The sequence below is a fragment of the Micromonospora pallida genome, from assembly GCF_900090325.1.
Lineage (GTDB): Bacteria > Actinomycetota > Actinomycetes > Mycobacteriales > Micromonosporaceae > Micromonospora > Micromonospora pallida.
In genome coordinates, this window is record NZ_FMHW01000002.1 from 88,460 (window position 1) to 107,497 (window position 19,038).

At 74.2% G+C, this 19,038-nt stretch carries 16 protein-coding genes and 1 riboswitch; of the genes, 7 read left to right on the forward strand and 9 right to left on the reverse strand.

Annotation, left to right across the window (positions count from 1 at the left end; all coding sequences use genetic code 11):
- Window positions 1-69: 69 nt before the first annotated feature.
- Both GA0074692_RS00585 and GA0074692_RS00590 read right to left on the reverse strand, forming a co-directional pair.
- The gene (locus tag GA0074692_RS00585; RefSeq protein WP_091638553.1) at window positions 70-624 is read right to left on the reverse strand and encodes a DsbA family protein; all 555 of its coding nucleotides are present in this window, start codon (window positions 622-624) and stop codon (window positions 70-72) included.
- A 112-nt stretch (window positions 625-736) separates the two neighbouring features.
- Entirely contained in the window at window positions 737-1,426 is a 690-nt protein-coding gene (locus GA0074692_RS00590; RefSeq protein ID WP_091638554.1) for a BON domain-containing protein, read from the reverse strand.
- A 177-nt stretch (window positions 1,427-1,603) separates the two neighbouring features.
- On the opposite strand from GA0074692_RS00590, the gene GA0074692_RS00595 reads away from it, so the two are divergent.
- Complete coding sequence (locus GA0074692_RS00595) at window positions 1,604-3,505, forward strand: hypothetical protein (protein ID WP_176738244.1); 1,902 nt, start codon at window positions 1,604-1,606, stop codon at window positions 3,503-3,505.
- A gap of 148 nt (window positions 3,506-3,653) precedes the next feature.
- Window positions 3,654-4,292 (forward strand): maleylpyruvate isomerase N-terminal domain-containing protein, encoded by a 639-nt coding sequence (locus tag GA0074692_RS00600; protein WP_091638555.1) that lies wholly within the window; start codon window positions 3,654-3,656, stop codon window positions 4,290-4,292.
- Window positions 4,293-4,420: 128 nt separating this feature from the next.
- Here GA0074692_RS00600 and GA0074692_RS00605 read toward each other — a convergent pair whose 3' ends face one another.
- Together GA0074692_RS00605 and GA0074692_RS34475 are read right to left on the reverse strand one after the other, a co-directional pair.
- Window positions 4,421-4,828: a hypothetical protein gene (locus GA0074692_RS00605; protein WP_091638556.1), complete on the reverse strand. Its 408-nt coding sequence runs from the start codon at window positions 4,826-4,828 to the stop codon at window positions 4,421-4,423.
- Window positions 4,829-5,045: 217 nt separating this feature from the next.
- The gene (locus GA0074692_RS34475; RefSeq protein ID WP_176738245.1) at window positions 5,046-5,192 is read right to left on the reverse strand and encodes a hypothetical protein; all 147 of its coding nucleotides are present in this window, start codon (window positions 5,190-5,192) and stop codon (window positions 5,046-5,048) included.
- Window positions 5,193-5,524: 332 nt separating this feature from the next.
- Between GA0074692_RS34475 and GA0074692_RS00610 the strand changes: the two genes are divergently transcribed.
- Window positions 5,525-5,896, forward strand: coding sequence for an STAS domain-containing protein (locus tag GA0074692_RS00610; RefSeq protein WP_091638557.1), 372 nt, complete (start codon window positions 5,525-5,527; stop codon window positions 5,894-5,896).
- A 211-nt stretch (window positions 5,897-6,107) separates the two neighbouring features.
- On the opposite strand, the gene GA0074692_RS00615 is transcribed toward GA0074692_RS00610, so the two are convergent.
- From GA0074692_RS00615 to GA0074692_RS00635, 5 genes are all read right to left on the reverse strand, one after another.
- A complete protein-coding gene (locus GA0074692_RS00615; protein WP_483819086.1) occupies window positions 6,108-7,166 on the reverse strand; it encodes a coiled-coil domain-containing protein in 1,059 nt (352 codons plus the stop codon).
- Between the two features lie 13 nt (window positions 7,167-7,179).
- Window positions 7,180-7,311, reverse strand: a riboswitch (cyclic di-AMP (ydaO/yuaA leader).
- 153 nt (window positions 7,312-7,464) lie between these two features.
- The gene (locus GA0074692_RS00620) at window positions 7,465-8,379 is read right to left on the reverse strand and encodes a cation diffusion facilitator family transporter (protein WP_091638559.1); all 915 of its coding nucleotides are present in this window, start codon (window positions 8,377-8,379) and stop codon (window positions 7,465-7,467) included.
- 191 nt (window positions 8,380-8,570) lie between these two features.
- Window positions 8,571-10,688 (reverse strand): HelD family protein, encoded by a 2,118-nt coding sequence (locus tag GA0074692_RS00625; protein WP_091638560.1) that lies wholly within the window; start codon window positions 10,686-10,688, stop codon window positions 8,571-8,573.
- A gap of 316 nt (window positions 10,689-11,004) precedes the next feature.
- Window positions 11,005-11,937, reverse strand: a complete 933-nt coding sequence (locus tag GA0074692_RS00630; RefSeq protein ID WP_091638561.1) for an alpha/beta fold hydrolase — start codon at window positions 11,935-11,937, stop codon at window positions 11,005-11,007.
- Between the two features lie 349 nt (window positions 11,938-12,286).
- Window positions 12,287-12,616, reverse strand: coding sequence for a hypothetical protein (locus tag GA0074692_RS00635; RefSeq protein WP_091638562.1), 330 nt, complete (start codon window positions 12,614-12,616; stop codon window positions 12,287-12,289).
- 447 nt (window positions 12,617-13,063) lie between these two features.
- Between GA0074692_RS00635 and GA0074692_RS00640 the strand changes: the two genes are divergently transcribed.
- The 4 genes from GA0074692_RS00640 (at window position 13,064) to GA0074692_RS00655 (ending at window position 18,973) form a co-directional block, all read left to right on the forward strand.
- Entirely contained in the window at window positions 13,064-13,555 is a 492-nt protein-coding gene (locus GA0074692_RS00640; RefSeq protein ID WP_091638563.1) for a DUF3145 domain-containing protein, read from the forward strand.
- Between the two features lie 107 nt (window positions 13,556-13,662).
- Window positions 13,663-15,393 carry a glycoside hydrolase family 3 protein gene (locus GA0074692_RS00645; RefSeq protein WP_091638564.1) on the forward strand — a complete coding sequence of 577 codons (1,731 nt, stop codon included), beginning with the start codon at window positions 13,663-13,665 and terminating at the stop codon, window positions 15,391-15,393.
- Window positions 15,394-15,620: 227 nt separating this feature from the next.
- On the forward strand, window positions 15,621-16,709 hold the full coding sequence (locus tag GA0074692_RS00650; protein WP_281198754.1) for a glycosyltransferase family 2 protein: 1,089 nt from the start codon (window positions 15,621-15,623) through the stop codon (window positions 16,707-16,709).
- A complete protein-coding gene (locus tag GA0074692_RS00655; RefSeq protein WP_091638565.1) occupies window positions 16,706-18,973 on the forward strand; it encodes a hypothetical protein in 2,268 nt (755 codons plus the stop codon). The genes GA0074692_RS00650 and GA0074692_RS00655 overlap by 4 nt, the downstream gene beginning before the upstream one ends.
- Window positions 18,974-19,038 lie beyond the last annotated feature (65 nt).

Sequence of the window (19,038 nt, forward strand, 5' to 3'; positions counted from 1 at the left end):
TGGTAGCAGGGGTCCCCTGCAGTCGTTTTATGAGGAGCAGGGGACCCCTGCAGTCACGAGGTGGACGGCTCAGTCGCCGGCCGCCTGGTCGACGGCGGCGAGCAGGTCCGCGACGGCGTACCCGCCCTCGTGGCAGACGTCGTTGACGAACATCGTCGGCACGCCGGTCACCCCGCTGCGGATGCCGCCGACGAAGTCCCGCCGGACCCGGTCGGCGTGCCGCCGGTGCTGGGCCTCGGCGCTGACCTCGTCGTCCGCCGGGAAACCGAGCTGCTCCACCCCGACCGTCAGGTGCACCGGGTCGAGCTGGTCCTGGTGCTCGTACAACCAGTCGTGCATCTCCCAGAACCGGTCGCGTTGGCCGACCGCCTCGGCGACCTCGGCGGCGCTCTCCGCGTACGGGTGGATGTTGGCGATGGGGAAGTGCCGGTAGACCAGCCGGACCAGGCCGTCCCGCTGGCGCAGCACGTCCCGCAGGTTCCGGTACGCCGCGCCGCAGTGGCGGCACTGGAAGTCGGCGTACTCGACGAGGGTCACCGGCGCGTCCGCCGGCCCCCGTACGTGGTCGGCCTCGGTGACCGGCACCCGCAGGCGGGCGTCGGTGACCTGGAGCGACGTGGTCATGCGTCGCTCACCCCCTCCCGGTTCGGCCCGGCCCGGTGGTCCGCGCCCGGTCGGCGCGGCCGGCGCGGACCGGCACGTCTCCCAACCTGCCGGCCGGACGGGTGAGCCCGGTTCACCCGGGCGGGGTGGTCCCCACCACGAGCCGGTTCCGCACCTCGGTCACGCCCGGCGCGGACCAGGCGGTCCGCTCCGCCGCCGCCCGCTGCTCGGTGGAGCGGACCACCCCGTCCAGGACGACCGTGTGGCCGGACAGGCCGACGGAGATCCGGGCGGTGTCGGTGGCGACGCCGCGCTCCAGCGCGCGGCGGATGCCGGTGGCGATCTCCGGGCCCGGGGCGGTGGCGCGGGGGCGGACGGCGATGCCGTTGCTGACCCCACGTACGCCGGTGAGCCGACCCACCGCCCGCTCGGCGGCCCGTCGCTGATACTCCCACTCGACCTGACCGCGCAGCGTCACCCAGCCCTCGGCGACGGTCACGTCGACCTCCTCCAGCGGCACGAAGGCGTCCCATTCCAGGGCCCGGACGGTGGCGGTGGCGACCTCCTGGTCGGTGCGCTGGGCGGAGCTGGGCAGCCGTACCGCCAGGTCGTTGGCGACCGCCCGGACCCGGGCGACGCGGTGGGCGGCCCGTTCGGCGGCCCATTTCTTGGCGTAGCCGTCCACCCAGCCGCTCAGGGTGACCACGCCCTCGGTGACGGTCACGCCGATCTCGTGCGGCTGCACCCGGGGTTCCCAGGTCAGCTCGTCCAGCACGTCGGCCTGGATGTCCTGGTCGGTACGGATGATCGTGGCGCTGCCCATCGGAAGGCTCCTCTCCGCAGCCGGTACGTCGGGTTCTCGTCCGCCGGCCGCGATGCTGCCCGCGCGGCGGGTGAGCCGCCCTCACCCGGATCGGAGGGGCGGGACGGGGGTGACAGCCGTACGGCGGTACGGCACGATCTGGATCGGTCGAACCACGGTCGGCGACGAGGGCGGGGGATGAGCACCGAACGGGAGATGGTCACCCCGGTCCGCGTCCGGGCCGGCTGGGCGTTGTGGCGGCTGGCCCGGCACGAGTGGACCCTCGTGGTCCTCGGCTCGCTACTGTTCGCGGCCGTGCTGACCTGGCCGACGCTGCGGGACCTGACCGGGACGATCCCGCAGGACACCGGGGACCCGACCCTCCAGGCCTGGCAGGTCGCCTGGGGCGGGCACGCGCTGCTGACCGATCCGGCGAACCTCTGGCACTCGAACACCTTCCACCCCGAGCCGTACACCTACGCGTACTCCGACACCCTGCTCGGCTACGCCCCGTTCGGCATGGTCGGCGACGGACCGGTGGCTGCGGTGGTCCGCTACAACCTGCTCTACGTGCTGGTGCACGCGCTGGCGTTCGTCGGGGCGTACGCGTTGGCCCGGCAGGTGGGGGCGGGGCGGGCCGGGTCGGCGGTGGCCGGGGCGGCCTTCGCGTACGCTCCGTGGAAGCTCGCCCAGGCCGGGCACCTGCACGTGCTCTCCGTGGGAGGGATCGCGCTGTCGCTGGCCATGCTGGCCCGGGGACACGGTTGGTCGCTGCGGCACGGCTACCGGCCGGAGCGGGTCCGTCCCGGCTGGGCCGCGGCCGGTTGGCTGGTCGCCGCCTGGCAGATCAGCCTGGGTTTCGGCATCGGCCTGCCCTTCGCGTACGTGCTGGCGCTGGTCTGCCTGACCGCGGCGGCCCGCTACGCCTGGGTGGCCTGGCGGCGGGCCCGGCCGACCTTTCCGCGCGGCCTGCTCCTGGCCGACCTGGCGGGCGGGGTCTTCTTCGCCGGGGTGACCCTGCTGATGGCCGCGCCCTACTTCGAGGTGGTGGCCCGCCACCCGCAGGGGCGGCGCACGGTCGAGCACATCGCGATGTTCTCCCCGCCGTGGCGCGGCTTCCTGACCGCGCCGCCGGAGAGCTGGCTGTGGGGCGACCGGCACGCCGCCGCCCGGGCGGCCCTCGGTTTCCCCAACGAAATGACCCTGCTGCCCGGAGTGGTGCTGCTCGGTCTGGCCTTCGCCGGGCTCTTCCTCTCCGCCTGGCGACTGCGCCACCGACTGCTGCTGCTGGCCGGAGTGCTGGTCAGCATGGCGCTCGCGGCCGGCACCACGTTCCTCGGCGACGGGGATCCGGGCTACGTCACGCTGGTCGAGCACGTGCCGGGCTGGGACGGCATCCGGACCCCGGGCCGGCTGGTGCTCTGGACCACCCTGCTGCTCGGCCTCCTCGCCGCCGGGGCGCTCAGCCGCGACCCGACCGACCCGGCCCCGCCACCCCCGCCACCTCCACCGGCCGATCCGGGCGGTCCAGCCTCGTCCGTCGACCCGGCCGATTCCGGCACGCCGGTCGATTCCGCCACGCCGGTCGCGTCGGCCGAGCCCGCGTCGCCGGTCGTGGCGGCCGGAGCCGCCGGGCCGGGCGGGGCCTCGGGCGCCGGGGGGTTCGCCCGTTGGGGGCGGCTGGTGCTGGTCGTACCGCTGGTGTTGGTGCTGTTGGAGGGGGTGAACCGGACCCCGCACGTGCCGGTGCCTGAGCAGCCGGCGGCGCTGCACGGGGTGACCGGGCCGCTGCTGGTACTGCCCAGCGACGGTATCCGGGAACTGCACGTGATGCTCTGGTCGACCGACGGGTTCCCCCGGGTGGTCAACGGGCTGGCCTCGTTCACCCCGGCCAGCCAGGCCGAGATCCGCGCGGCCAGTCTCAGCTTCCCGGATGCGCCCTCGGTGGCGTACCTGCGCCAGCGGGGGATCCGGACGGTGGTGGTGCTGCCCGAATACGCGGCGGGCACCCCGTGGCATGACGTCGCGTCCCGGCCGGTGGCCGGGCTCGGCATCCGGCGGGAGCAGGTCGACGATGGGTTCGTGTACCACCTGGGCTGACCGGAACCGGGCGGCGACGTCCTGGCCCCGCCCGGTCAGGACCCGGCCGGACCGGTTCGGCGTCCGGGACCGGCCGCCCCTCGTGCCCGGCCGCTCGTTCCCCCGCCCGCCGGTACGATCATGGCGCTGGCGACAGAGGGGAACGTCGATGAATCAGACCAGGGCGGCATACCTGACCGCGGCGCGCTCGGCGGTGAGCCTGATCGCCGAGCCGGCGGTCGTGCGGCGCTGGGCCGAGCCGAGCGCGCTCGACGGGCTCCGGGTCGGTGGGCTCGCCGCCCACCTGGGCGCGCAGATCCTCCGGGTGCCGGCGGTGCTCGACCAGCCCGCGCCCTCTGGGGAGCCGATCGGCCTGCTGGCCCACTTCGGCCGGGTGCCGTGGGTCAAGGCCGAGCCGGACGCGGAGGTGAACGTCGTCGTCCGGCGGATCGGGGCGGAGTTGGCCGAGGCCGGGCCGGAGCCCCTGTTGGCGCAGGTCACGGCGGTACTGGCGGGGCTGGCCCCGGCCCTGGCCGACGCCCCGGCGGACCGGGTGGTGGCGGTGCCGCCGGGCGGGTGGGGGCTGACCCTCGACGACTACCTCGTCACCCGGCTGCTGGAGATCGCCGTGCACTCCGACGACCTGGCGGTCAGCGTCGGGATCGACCCGCCGGAGCTGCCCGCCGAGGTGAACGACCCGGTGTTCGACCTGCTCACCCGGCTCGCCGTCCGGCGACACGGCCAGCCGGCGGTGCTGCGGGCGCTGGCCCGGGCGGAACGGGCCCCGGCGGACATCACCGCCATCTGAGTCCGGCGGGACAGCCACCGGAGTCCGCTGCCACCAGTCATCTGGGTCCGCGCGACCAGCCATCGGGGTCCGGCGCGACAGCACGAACCCCTGGCCGGATGGCCAGGGGTTCGACGGTTCGGGCCGGCTCAGGTGTCCAGGCTGGCCGGCGAGCTGGGCCGGTTGACGTCGACGAACTCGACGTCGTCCAGGTCGCGCTCGCTCCGGTTGCCGATCGCCCGCGCCGCCGATCCGGCCGCCCAGCCGATCGCGGCGCCGGCCAGGGCCGCACCGACGAGCAGCGCCCAGGGCAGAGCGGCCCGGCGTCCGGCGAGCGCGTCGAAGGCGGCCACCGCCCGGCGGCGGGCCTCCTCGGCGGCGGCGCCGACCAGGTCGCCCGCGTCGTCGGCGAAGGCCAGACCGTTGCGGCGGGTGGACCGCGCGGTGTCGCGCACGCTGTCCCCGGCCGAGTTGACCGTGGATGTCAGGTGCCGCCACGCCTGGTCCGCGATCCGCTCGGGCTTGCTGCGACGTTCCAGCAGGGTGGATCCGATCATCGTGGCTACCTCCTCGGGGTACCGGCGTCGATGGTCCTGGCAGGCCACGGCGTCGGGGTCGGCGCGGTGCGCGCCTACCCGTCCGCGTCGCCCGGCCGGATGAACGCGGCAACCAGGTGCCCCGCCGGGCCCGGCGGCAAACCCGCCGGGTGATGTCGATCACCGACGGTGCGGGCCGCCGTCGGGTGGGACCGACCCCGGCCGACGGCGCCGGAGGTCAGCGCAGCGTCACCACCGCGACGCCACGGGCGAAGTCGTCGTCGCCGTCGTCATCGTCATCGTCGCCCGCGCCGCCGAAGCCGCAGGCCAACACGAGGGCGAGCAGGGCGCCGACACCAGCCAGCCCGAGTAGTCGCTTGATCATCTATGGCTCCTTCGTTAGCGCCGGCAGGTTCTGTCCGGCTGATGCTAGGCAGGTCGGTCAATGCTCGCTGGGGGCGGATCTCACTGGGTGGGCACGCCCGGAGCGGTGGTTGCGCGGCGCGCCGGAGGGCGACCGTTACCCTTGGCCGTGGTGCGCGGTAGTCGAGATCGGCGGGTCAACGGGGGAGGAGAGTCGGAAATGGGCGACTTGCCGCTCCTGATCTGCGAATTTCCCACCCTCGGGGGTGGCGACCGAGGCTGTCGGAGGAATACTCTCGGTCGCGGCCCGCGTACTGATGAGGCGCCCGGAGACGGGCGAGTGGAGGTGCTCGCGTGAGCCTGTCGATTGTGAAGTCGGTCCTGCCCGGTGGCGTCATGGAGATAGCCCCCCGTGGTGAGATCGACGTCGACACCGCGTACGAGGTACGCGAAGCCGTTGTCGAGGTGCTCGCCAAGGGGCGCCCGACACGGATCGAGCTCAACATGAGGTTGGTTACCTTCATCGACTCGGTGGGCATCAGCGCGATGGTTGCCGGGTTCCAGACCGCCGAGGTCAGCGGGATCAAGCTGGTCGTCACCGAGCCCAGCCGGTTCGTGCACCGGCAGCTCTGGGTGACCGGCCTGCTCGGCCTCTTCGGTGCGCCCGAGCCGTACTACGCCGGTACGGCCGGCACGCCCGAACCCGAGGTGCTGCCCGGCGGCTGACCCGGCCCGCCGGCCACCCCGCCCGCCGCCAGCGGGCTCCGAACCCTGCTTCCGGCCCCGCCTCTGGCGGCTGAGCAACGCTGCTCGCCGTCAACGGGCTCCGAACCCCCGCGTCCCGCTCTGCCCGGCGGCTGATCCGGCCCCCGGCCAGGGCGTCGAACAGCAAGCGGCCCGCCACCCCCGGATGGGGTGGCGGGCCGCGTCGGGTTGCTCAGTAGACCGACAGGTGGACGTGGTTGGTGTGATCGCTGGACGGGTCGCCGCCCGCCCCGCTGTACGACTTCCACCCGCTGCTCGGCAGCCAGATCTGGCGGTACCAGATCACGTAGAGCACGCCGAGGCGGTCGGCGTTGTTGATGAAGTACGCCGCCAGGTTGTTGCCGTAGGTCCGGTCACCGCCGGTGGCGTCGCCGCCGAAGCCGTTCTTCTGGGCGGCGAAGTCGCAGGCCCGGCCCTTGGGATGCTCGCCCGAACCGCCGGGGCGGTAGCAGGAGACATACCGGGTGAAGCCGGCCGCCTTGGCCTGGTTGAGCGCGTGCAGCGTACGCGGGGTGATGCAGCCGTCGGCGGGCGTCGGGTCGTTGACGCTGCACGACTCGGGCGGCCAGGAACCGTCGGCGTTGCGCGGTGCCGGCTTCGCCGTGGCGGACCGGGTCGTACCGCCGCTACTCCCGCCCGAACTGGAGCTGGAGTTGGCGACGGAGAGCGCCCGCTCGGCCTGCTGCTTGCGCTTCTCCATCACCGCGACCTGCTTGCGCTGCTCGGTGATCTCCCGGGTCAGCGCGGTCTTGGTCTGGTTGGCCTGCTCCCGGGTGGTCAGCAGGCCGCGTAGTTCGCGGTCCTCGTTGGCGGCGACCGCGTCCAGCGCGGCGGCCCGGTCCATGAAGTTCTGCGGCGAGTCGCTGGTCAGCAGCGCCGAGGCCGGTCCGAGTCGACCGCTCCGGTACGCGAGGCCGGCGATCACGCCGACCTTCTGGTCCCGGACGGCCAGTTCCTTCTCGATGGTGGTGAGCTGTTCGTTGATCTTCTTCTGCCGGGCGGTCGACTTCGCGAGCGCGTCCTTGGCGTCGAGCCACCCCTTGCTGGCCGCCTCCAGTTGGGCGCGCAGTGCCGGGGTGCCGCCCTCGGGATCGTCACCGGGGGCCCGGGCGGTCAGCGGCGGGGCCGCCGTGGCGGGAACCACGGTGATCGGCGCGCCCGCGACGCCGAGGGCGAGTGTCGCGGCGATCAGTGCCGCCATCCGGGCGGCGGTACGTCGTACGGGTGCCACTACTGGCATGCACATGTCCTTCCGTCATCCGCCGACCGGGTTAGCTGACGGGTTCGGGACGGAAGATCCCTACCGCTGACGCGGATGCACCCCAAGAACATGGTTCCCCGGCTCGCCGTCACGGGCGATTAGGCGGCGGCCACCGCAGGCGCCGGAGGGCGCCGCCCGGCGGTGACCGGGTCCGAGACTACCGAAGCCGGTGCCGCACGGGCAGCGGCGACCACACCGCTCCCACGAGATGACACCAACAAACCTGACATAGCCGGACAATATACTCCGAGATTTAAGTTTGTCCTAATTACCACTCCACTCGACCGCAGACGCCGGGCGATTCGTCGGGCTCGACCTGGAGGGTGGCGTGGTCGATGTGGAAGTCCTCGTGCAGCGCCGTACGCGCGGCGGCCAGCACCATGCCGACCTCGGCCGCCGGGTCCGTGGTCAGGTGCGCCGAGGCGACCTCCATCCCCGAGGTGAGCGTCCAGACGTGCAGGTCGTGCACCTCGACCACGCCCGGTACGGCGCTGAGTCGGTCGCGCACCGCGTCCACCTGGAGATGTTCCGGGGCGGCCTGGACCAGGATCCGCAGCGCGGCCCGGCCCAGCCGCCAGGTGCGGGGCAGGATGAAGACCCCGATCGCCACCGCGACCAGCGGGTCGGCCCACCACCAGTCGGTCAGCGCGATGACCGCCGCCGCCGTGATTACGCCGACCGACCCGAGCAGGTCGGCCACCACCTCCAGGTACGCCCCGCGCAGGTTGATGCTCTCCTGCGCGCCCTGGCGCAGCAGCGCGAAGGCGACCAGGTTCGCCAGCAGGCCGAGCACCGCCACCAGCAGCATCGGGCCGGTGGTCACCTCCGGCGGGTCGCCGAACCGGCGGACCGCCTCGACGAGCACGTAGACCGCGACCCCGGAGAGGAGGACCGCGTTGGCCAGCGCGGCGAGCACCTCCAGCCGGTAGAGGCCGAAGGTGCGCTGCGGATCCCGGCCGGCCCGCCGGGCGGCGGTGATCGCGGCCAGGGCCATGCCGATGCCGAGCACGTCGGTGAACATGTGGCCGGCGTCCGAGAGCAGGGCGAGCGACCCGGTGCTCAGCGCGGTCGCCGCCTCGACCACCATCAGGGTGGCGAGCAGGCCGAACGCGCCCCAGAGCCGGCCGGTGTGTCGTCCCGCAGCGTGTGCGAGCCCGCCGTGGTGGTCATGACCTGCGCCCACGCTCCCACCCTCCGTTCCCCGTGCGCTCCCGACCCAATGTATGTTCACATCGCAATATGTGCAAGTAACTGCCGGCAAGGCGCCCGTAACGGATGCGGCTGGAGGTAGCAGGGGTCCCTTGTTACTCATCAATGAGTAACAAGGGACCCCTGCTACCAGCTGAACGCCTTGGGAGGCAGGGGCAGCGCAGGTCAGTCGAGCGGGTCGAGGGTGGTGAGGCGTTGGGTGGCCCGGGAGAGGGCTACGTAGAGGGTCCGTACGCCGGAACCCGGGTCGGCGCGGATCTCACCCGGCGCGACCAGCGCCACCCCGTCGTACTCCATGCCCTTGGCCTGGAGGCTGGTCACCACCTGAAGGCGCGGCGAGTCGAGGTGGGCCAGCCAGCAGGCGACCTCGTCCCGGCGGGGCACCGGAGTGATCACACCCACCGTCCCCGCCACCTCGGCCAGCAGCGCGTCGACCGCCTCGACGGTGCGGGCCGCCAGCTCCGTCGCCGGCACCCGCAGCTCCACCGGGTGCACGCCGGTGGAGCGGACGGCGGTCGGCAGCGGCAGATCCGGGTGGACCGTACGGATCTCGGCCGCCGCGACCGCGAAGATCTCCGCCGAGTTGCGGTAGTTGGTGGTCAGCGTGAACTCGTGCCGCTTGCGCCGGCCGAGCGCCTGCTCCCGGGCCCGGGTCAGCTCCACCGGATCACCGGTCCACGCGGTCTGCGCCGGGTCGCCGACCACCGTCCAGGAGGCTAACCGGCCCCGCCGGCCCAGCATCCGCCACTGCATCGGCGACACGTCCTGCGCCTCGTCGACCACCACGTGCGCGTAGTCGCGGTAGTCGGCCGGGCGCTCCCGGGCCGCCGCCCGCTCGGCGCGCTGCCGGTCCGCGAAGGTGCTCAGCTCGCGTACCCCACCGGCGAGCTGGAACGGGTCGCGTCGGCGGCGGGCCGGCTTCATCGGCTGGCCGAGCAGCGCGTCCAGCTCGTCCAGGAGCGCGATGTCGGCGATGGTCAGCCCATCGCGGTCCAGCGTCCGCCAGGCCGCCGTCAGCACGCGGATCTCCGCGCCGGAGAGGATCCCCTGGGCGTACGCGCGCAGCCGCTCCGGCCGGGCCAGCCAGCCGAGCACGTGGCGCGGGTGCAGGCGCGGCCACCACGCCTTGAGGAACTCGCGGAATTCCGTCCGGTCGACCAGCTCGTCATCGAACAGCCGCTGCTCGGGCAGGCCGGGTACGCCCAGCTTGCGGGCCTGTGCCCAGAGCGCGGCGAAGATTCCGTCGAAGCCGGCCCGGCGCGCCTCGTTGCGGCGGGCGCCCCGGGGCAGCGCCCGGGTGCGGATCGTGTCCAGTTCGGCACGGCTCAATCGGAGCAACTGCCCCCGGTAGAGCAGACGCAGCTCCTCCGGGCCGTCCGGCACCGCGTCCCGGGCGGCCCGTTCCAGTACCCGCCGCATCCGCAGCGAACCCTTGACCGCCGCCACGTCCGGCGGGTCGGTGCGGGTGGCGGACATGCCGGGAAAGAGCGAGCCGAGCGAGTGCAGGGTGGCCGTCTCCTCACCGAGGGACGGCAGCACCGAGGCGATGTACTCGACGAAGACCGTCGACGGGCCGACGACCAGGATCCCGCCCCCGGCGTACCGGCTGCGGTCGGAGTAGAGCAGGTACGCGGCCCGGTGCAGGGCGACCGCCGTCTTGCCGGTGCCCGGACCGCCGGAGACGATCGTCACGCCCGAGCCGGGGGAGCGGATCGCCTCGTCCTGCTCCCGCTGGATGGTGGCGACGATGTCCCGCATCCCCCGTCCGGTGGCCCGGGACAGGGTGGCCAGCAGTGCGCCGTCACCGACCACCGGCATCTCCGGCGGGGCTGCCGCCGGATCGAGCAGGTCGTCCTCGATTCGGGTGACCCGCTCGGCCGAGGACTGGATGGTGCGGCGGCGGACCACGCCCAGCGGCTGCGCCGGGGTGGCCTGGTAGAAAGCCGCCGCGGCCGGGGCCCGCCAGTCCACCACCAGGGTTTCGGCGTTCTCGCCGCGTACGCCGAGTCGACCCACGTGCAGCACCGACCGGTCCCGCAGGTCGAGCCGGCCGAAGACCAGCCCTTCGTGCTCGGCGTCGAGCAGGTGCCGGCGCTGGGCGGCGTGGAAGACCATCGCGTCCCGCTCGACCAGCGCCCCGAAGTTGCCCACCTTGGCCAGCCGGTAGCCCTCGCGTTCGGCTCGGGCGGCCGACTGCCGCAACTCGGCCAGCCGGGCGTACACCCGGTCGAGATGCCGCTGCTCGGCGGCCATCTCCTGCTCGAGGGTGGTCTGGTCGGTCACGCACGAACTCCTGTGCTGTCGGTGGCGGACGGCGCGCGGACCCGCGCCGACCTGACCCGGCCGAGGGTACGGGCAGCGGCTCGACCGGCAGGCAGGCGATCCCGATCGCGGGTGATTGCTCCCGTTATGCCGCCTACCTGATGCGACCGGATCCACCGGAGCGACCGCCGCCGGGCCGGACTACAGCTCCGGAACGGCCGCCTGCGGGTCCGATCACGCCTCCGGGGTGGCCGCCGTCCGGAGCTTGGTCACGCTTCCGGGACGGCCGCCGTTCGGATCCGGGTCACGGCTCCGGGGTGGCCGCCGCCGGGTCAGGTCACGCCTCCGGGGCGGCCGCCGCCTTGGGGGCCGGCGCGGCCAGCGCCTGCCGGAGTACGGCGACGATGGCCGCGTCGACCTCGTCCGGGCGCTCCATCATCAGCATGTGGCCGGCACCGGGGCAGACGGTCAGCTCGGTGGTCGGCAGAACCCCGGCGATCGACTCCGCGCACGGTGGCGGGGTCAGCCGGTCCCGGTCGCCGACCAGCGCCGCCGCCGGCACGTCCCCGAGCTCGGCGAGCGTGTCCAGGCGGTGCTGTGCGCCGATCGAGGCCCGGAACCCGCCGATCGAGCGGAGCGAGGCGCGGGCCACCGCCGAGGTGACCAGCCGGATGTCGGTCGGGTCGCACCGGTCGCCGAAGAGCAGCCAGCGCAGGGACGGCCGCAGGGCGCGCAGCAGGGCGCGCGGTGGTCGCCACGAGCCGCACCGGGCCAGTACCCCGGCCCCGGTGGTCTCGGCCAGTCGGATCAGCCGGGCGACCCGGGGCGGGAGCCCGTACCCGGTGTGGGTGTGTCCCTCGGCGGTGGTGGCCACGAAGACCAGCCCGGCGGTACGGGCGGCGAAGTGCTCCGGGTGACGGTGCGCGTACTCCATGATGGTCATGCCCCCCAGGGAGTGCCCGACCAGCACCACCGGCCCGGTCGGCGCGACCTCGTCCAGCACGGTCGCCAGGTCGTCGCCGAGCTGCGCCAGGGTCGCCGTCCGCAGCGCCATGCAGCTCGACCGGCCGTGCCCCCGGGCGTCGTAGGTGAGCAGGCGTACCCGGTCGCCGAGCTGCCGGCCGAGCCCGGCGAGCTGCCGGTGCCAGCTTCGTCCGTCCAGCGTCCAGCCGTGCAGCAGGACCGCCGTGACCTCGGCGTCGACCGGTCCGGTCGTCTCCCCGTGCAGCCGTACGCCGTCCGGGAGCCGCACCTCGAACTCCTCCGGCATCGCCACCTCCCCAGGCCGGCCCCCCCCGCGCGGGGGGTACCCGGCGGTAACCACCGGCTACCCGCCATGGCACCACGCGAACCACCGGACGGGAAAGAATCGCCGTTCCTGGTTTGCGTCCCGTGAGAAATCTACCGATGCGAATGTCGTTCGCGGCCGGGCGGCCGGCCGGAAGGTGCCTGCTTCGGGTGGTTGCAGGGGTCCCCTCCTCATCAAAAAACGGTAGGAAGGGCCCCCTGCAACCACCTGAACGCCGGTCGGGAGCAGGCAGGACCGGCCTGCCCGGGTACGGACAGAGCCGCCCGCCGGAATCCGGCGGGCGGCTCTGGGGTGTCGCGGGGTGGGGTGCTCAGCCCTCGAAGACGCCGGCCTCGACCAGGCGCTTCTCGGTCGCGTCCCAGCCGTCGCCCGGGTGGGTGGCGTTGAGGCTGTTGATCTCCGCCCGGATCTTGGCGGCGTGACCGGCGGCGGCCAGCACCCGGATCTCCTCGACGAACGCCTCGGAGTCGGTGCGCAGGTGCGCGGTCTTGCCGTTGGTCAGGTTCCGCACGTAGGCGTGCTTGCCGCCGTTGAGCGGGATGAGGTACTTGAACTCGCCCAGCACGCTGAGGGCGCCACCCTGGCCAGCCTGGCCGGCCCGGACTGACGCGCGCGCGGTCTTAGAGGTGTTGCTCGCCACGGAGGTACTCCTTGCAAGACGTACGGGAGGACGGAACGTCCGGGGGCGGTGCGGACGGCCCCGGGGAGGAGACGAGTCCGCGGTCACCTGCGGCGACGGGGCCGCGAGGTGCTGCCCGGCGGCACGGGCCGCCGAGACGGAGGTGATGCGCGGCGGCACAAGCCGCCAAGCGAACTGTACACGACCGCCCCTTCGGCTCGGCCGGCGTCGGCACACGACCGCTGGTCGGGGCCGGATCGGGCGACCGTCGTCGCCGGTGGGGCTGTCGTGGAGCGGCGTCGTTGCCGTCGCCGAGAGCAACGACGCGCGTGCGTCGCGCTATTCCGGTGGCGAATTTTCCGATTCCCTGGCGCACCATCCGCCACAGGAGTCATCATGTGTGTCCTGGTACCACTTGTTGATCGAGGTCGTAGGGGAAGACGCACCTCGCTCTCCGGGAGGTCCACCGTGCCAACGCGTGGCGTCGTATACGTCCACTCGACCCCACTCGCCGTGTGCCCGCACGTCGAGTGGGCGATCGCGCGCGTCCTCGCCGCGCCGGTCAATCTCCAGTGGACGGCCCAACCCGTCGATCCCGGTGCCCGCCGGGCCGAGTGCGGGTGGACCGGCCGTCCCGGAACGGGCGCCGAGCTGGCCGCTGCCCTCCGGCAGTGGCCCATGATCCGTTACGAGGTGACCGAGGAGCCCAGCCCCGGAGTCGACGGCGAACGCTTCATGTACGTGCCCGGCCGGGGGCTGTTCCGGGCCAGCGTGGGCGCGGCCGGGGACATCCAGCTCGGCGAGGACCGGCTGCGCAGCATCATGGCCGCCGCCCGGGGCCCGGAAGCGCTCGCCCATGCCCTGGACAAGGCGCTCGGCACCGCCTGGGACGCGGAGCTGGAGCCGTACCGCTACGCCGGCGACGGCGCCCCGGTGACCCTGCTCACCCGGGTCGGCTGACCGGTCCGGCCGTCCTGCCGGCCTCCGTCCCTGGCCACACCCTGGACGGATGGGCGGGTACGGGGGGAGTGGGGTGGATTTGGTGGGGGCGGAGCGAGTTTGATGGGATGGCAGGCGTGTCGAGTCTCCTGCGTCGCGTCGGCGTCGCGTCCGCCCTGCTGGCCGTCCTGACCGGGTGCACGGGTCCGGCGGAGCGTCCCACCACCCCGGCGACCTCGGGTGCCGCGACCCCGTCGACCGGGCCGTCGGCGGCTCCGGCGCCGGCCGGGGACCCTGCCGCCCGGGCGGCCGCGCTGGCGGCCACGCTGCGCGACGAGGACCTGGTCGGGCAGGTGCTCATGCCGTACGCCTACGGCAGCTCGGCGACCGACGTCTCGGCCGGTTCGGCCCAGGGCAACCGGGCCCTGGCCGGGGTGTCCACGCCGGCCGAGATGATCGCGAAGTACCGGCTCGGCGGGCTGATCCTGGTCGGCTTCTCCGCCGACGACCCGACCTCGGGCAACCAGGAGACCACCAACGTCGACAACCCGAAGCAGGTCCACGGCCTGACCACCGGACTGCGGGCCGCCGCCGGGAAGCTCCCGGCCGGTAGCGCGCCCTTCCTGATCGGCACCGACCAGGAGTACGGCGTGGTCACCCGGATCACCGACGGGGTGACCCAACTCCCCAGCGCCCTCGCCGCCGGAGCGGCCGACGACCCGGCGCTCACCGAGGCCGCCTGGCGGGCCGCCGGCACCGAACTCGCCGCCATGGGGATCAACATGGACTTCGCCCCGGTCGCCGACGTCCTCGCCACCCGCAGCACGGTGATCGGTTCGCGGTCCTTCGGCGCCGACCCGAAGCGGGTCGCCGCCCAGGTCGGCGGGGCGGTCCGGGGGTTGCAGGGCGCGGGCGTGGCGGCCAGCCTCAAACACTTCCCCGGGCACGGGCACAGCGCCGCCGACTCGCACGCCGAACTGCCGGCGCTCACCCAGTCCCGGAAGGTTCTCGACACCGGGGCGTTGCCCCCGTTCACCGGCGGCATCGACGCGGGCGCCTGGGCGGTCATGTCGGCCCACCTCGACGTCAAGGCCGTGGACCCGGGCACCCCGGGCACCTTCTCCCGCAAGCTCCTCACCGACGTGCTCCGGGGGCAGCTCGGCTTCCAGGGGGTGGTGATCACCGACGGGATGAACATGGCCCCGGCGAAGCGCTACCCGCCGGGCGAGGCGGCGGTGCGGGCGCTCAACGCCGGCAACGACCTGATCCTCATGCCGCCGAACGTGACCCAGGCCTACGACGGGCTGCTCGCCGCGCTGCGCGACGGCTCGCTGCCCCGTACCCGGCTGGTCGAGGCGGTCACCCGGGTGCTGACCCTGAAGTTCCGGCTGGCCGACCGGCCCGCCCCGGACCTGTCCACCCTGGGCGACGACGCCCACGACCAGGCGGCCCGTGCGCTGGCCGCCGCCGCGGTGACCGTGCTGCGCGGCTCCTGCACCGCGAAGGTCACCGGGCCGGTCACCGTCTCCGCCTCCGGCGGGCGGGAGCGGACCCGGGCCGCGCTGACCGAGGCGCTGACCGCCGCCGGGGTGCGGGTGGTGCCCAGCGGCGGCACGGTGGTGCACCTGGTCGGCTACGGCGACGGCACCGCCGACCTGCGCGCCGACGCCGACGTCACGGTCGCCATGGACACCCCGTACGTGCTGGCGAAGGCGAAGTCGCCGACGTTGCTGGCCACCTGGTCGTCGAGCCGCGCGTCGATGGCCGGGCTCGCCGCCGTGCTGGCCGGCAAGGCCCGTCCCACCGGGCGGGCCCCGGTGTCGGTGACCGGCCTGCGCCCGCCGGCCTGCTCCCGCTGACCGTCCGCCCCGCGCTCGGGGCAGCCCCTGCGCGTCCGGCCCGGTGTGCAGGCGGCGGGGACGGCGACCCGACCCGGTGGGCAGCCCGCGCGCCCGGCCCGGCGGACCTCGACCGGCACGTCGCCGGTGAGGCCGTGGGGCAGCCCGCGCACCCGGCCCGGCGGGCGGTTCCGGCTGGTAGCGTTCGCCTCGTGCGCCGACGGAGCGGGTGAACAGGGGCGAGTGCGGTGACGCGACCGGAGCCCGTCCTCTCCGTGGTGGTGCCGATGTACAACGAGGAGGGCGTCCTGCCGGCGTTGGCCGGCCGGCTCCGCGCCGTCCTGGCCGACCTCGGCGAGCCGTACGAGGTGGTGGCGGTCGACGACGGCAGCGACGACGGCACCCCCGCCGCCCTGACCGCGCTGCGCGCCGACTGGCCGCAACTGCGGGTGCTCCGACTGCGGCGCAACAGCGGGCACCAGGCCGCCCTGGTCGCCGGGGTGCTGCGGGCCCGGGGCCGGTACGTGGTCAGCATCGACGCCGACCTCCAGGACCCACCCGAGACGATCGTCGAGATGCTCCGCGTGGCCCGCGCCGACGACCTCGACGTGGTCTACGGCGTCCGGGCCGACCGCAGCACCGACAGCCCCTTCAAGCGGTGGACCGCCGGCGGCTACTACCGGTTGATGCGTCGCCTGGTCGGCAAGCAGGTGCCCGCGCAGGCCGGTGACTTCCGGCTGCTCAGCCGAGCGGTCGTCGAGGCGCTGCGGGACCTGCCCGAGCCCGCCCCGGTGCTCCGGCTGGTGGTGCCCTGGCTCGGCTTCCCCAGCGGGGAGGTCACCTACCAACGCCACCGGCGGGCCGCTGGGCAGACCAAGTACCCGCTGTCCCGGATGGCCGGACTGGCCGCGCAGAGCGTCACCAGTTTCTCCGCCGCGCCGCTGCGCTTCGCCACCTGGCTCGGGCTCGCCGGGGTGGCGGTCTGCGGCCTGCTGGTGGTCTTCACCGTCGTCGCCTGGGCGCTCGGCGGCACGGTCGACGGCTGGCCCTCCCTCTACGTGGCGATCCTCTTCCTCGGCGCGGTGCAACTGCTCTGCCTCGGCCTGCTCGGCGAGTACGTCGGCCGGATCTACACCGTGGTGCAGGGCCGCCCGGCGTACGTGGTGGCCGCCGACAGCGCCGCCGACGGGCCGGCGCACCGTACCGCCGACCGGGCCACGCACCGTACCGCCGACGGGCTTGCCGACCCCGACGCACCGGCCGCCCGGTCCGGCGACCCGGTCGATTCCCCGGACGCCGGTGACGCGGTCGGCCCGCTGGCCGACAGCCTGCGGTGACCGCGCTCGCCGCCGAGGCCCCGTCGGGCGTCGCGCCGACCCGCCGTCCGGTCGCCGTCCGCGTCGCCCCGGCCCTGGTCGGGTACGCGGTCGTCGCGGTCGTCCTGCTCGCCACCGGCACGCCCGCCGTGGACCTGGCCCGGTTCACCGGGTACGCGCTGCTCGCCGTACTGCTTCCCGGCACGCTGGTCTACCGGGCGCTGCGCGCCCGCCCGCACACCCTGGTCGAGGATCTGGCGGTCGGCGCGGCCGTCGGGCTGGTGCTGGAGCTGGCCGGCTGGGCGGTTTTCACCGGGCTCGGCGTACCGGGCCTGCTGTGGCTCTGGCCGCTGGCCGTGGTGCTGCCCTTCGTGGCGGTGCCCCGGCTGCGCCGGCACTGGCGGGTCACCGGGTACACCCCGGTCCCGGCCGGCTGGGCGTGGTCGCTGGCCGCCGTGGTCGCCGGTTTCACCTGGTACGTGGCCGAATCGTTCCTGCGTCGCAACCCGGTGCTCCCCACCGGTGAGGGACAGGCCCAGTACATCGACCTGGCGTTCCAGCTCTCGCTGGCCGGTGCGGCCACCCACCAGATGCCGCCCGAGGTGCCGCAGGTGGCCGGGGAACCGCTGCACTACCACTGGTTCGGCTTCGCCCACCTGGCGGCAGCCAGTCTGGTCAGCGGGGTAGACCTGCCCACGGTCTTCTTCCGGCTGGCCGTACCGGCGCTCTGCGCGCTCGCCGCCGTACTGGTCGCGGTGGTCGGCTGGCGGGTCAGCGGCCGGGCGTACGCGGGCGTCGGCGCGGCGGCCCTGATGTTCACGGTCGGGGAGTTCGGCTACGAGAACGGCGTCCGCCAGCTCTTCGGCACCCAGGCCACCTTCATCGTCTGGGGCAGCCCGTCGATGACGTACTCCTGGGTGTTGCTGCTGCCCCTGATCGCCGCGCTCGCCGAGGTCGTCGGCCGGGCCCGGGGCAGCGCGGTGCCGGCGCTGGGCCGGGGCGCGTGGGTGCTCGCCGCGCTGTTCCTGGCCGCCTCCACCGGTGCGAAGGCCAGTTCGGTGCCGGTGGCGCTGGGCGCGCTCGCCTTCACCGCCGTGCTGCTGTTGGTGGTACGTCGCCGGCTGCCCCGCCGGTTGCTCGGCGCGGTCGGGCTGGCGCTGGCCGCGCAACTGTTCGCCACCGCCGTGCTGTTCCGGTTCGTCAGCCATGGGGTCACCGTCGACCCGTTCTCCGGGCTGCGCCCGTACGTGCCGTCGACCGGCTCGCTCACCGCGCTGACCTGGGTCGCCGTGGCCGTGGCGTTCCTGCTGAACCTCCAGCTCCGGCTGGCCGGCGTGGCGGCCCTGGTCGGGTTGCGCCGGGGCCGGCTGGAGCCGGTGCAGCTCTTCCTGCTCGGCGGCGCGCTCGCCGGGCCGGCGATCTACCTGCTGGTCGGGCACCCGGGCAGCAGCAACCAGTACTTCGTCCGGGCCGGGTTCGCCTTCGGGGTGCTGCTGTCCGCCTGGGGGTACGCCGAACTGGTCGAGCGGGCCGGGCTGCCGGTGCGCGGGCGGGTGCTGCTCGCGGTCGGGGCGGCCGGGTTCGCGCTGCTGCTCACCGTGATCCAGCTCCGGTATCCGGCGACCGTGGAGCCCGGCCCGGCGTACGGGCCGGTGCTGCCGCTGCTGCGCTGGGCGGTCGCGCTGGTGGTGGTGGCGATCGTGCTGGCGCTGCTCTGGCCGGCGCTGGTCGGTGGCTGGCCCGCGCTCGCCCGACGGGGTGCGGTGGTGCTGCTCACCGGCGCGCTGGTGGCCGGTGCACCGGGGCTGGTGCTGGACGCCGCCGCCGCACGGCGGTACCCCAACGGCGGGGCGTACGCGGTGGTGCCGATGCCGGCGTCCCGGGTCGAGGCGGCCCGCTGGGTGCAGGCGCACAGTGCTCCGGACGACGTGCTCGCCACCAACGTGCACTGCCGGGTGGTGGTGGACGGCTGGTGCGACGCCCGCTCGTTCTGGCTCAGCGGGTACGCCGAGCGTGCCGTGCTGGTGGAGGGCTGGTCCTTCGCCCCCCGGATGGTCGGCCTGCCCGGTGGCGCGTACGCCCCGTTCTGGGACCAGGAACGGCTGCGCGCCAACGACGCGGCGTTCACCGCCCCCAGTGCCGCCGGGCTGGCCGGGCTGCGCGACCGGTACGGCGTCCGCTGGCTGGTCCTGGACCGCTCGGTCACCCCGGAGAACCCCGCGCTTGCCGACCTCGCCGACCTGCGCTTCCGCAACGACCGGGTGAGCGTCTACCGCCTCCGCTGATCCGCACCGACACCCCGCCGCCGGTTTCTGTAGTGGTAGCAGGGGTCCCCTGCTCATCAAAAAGC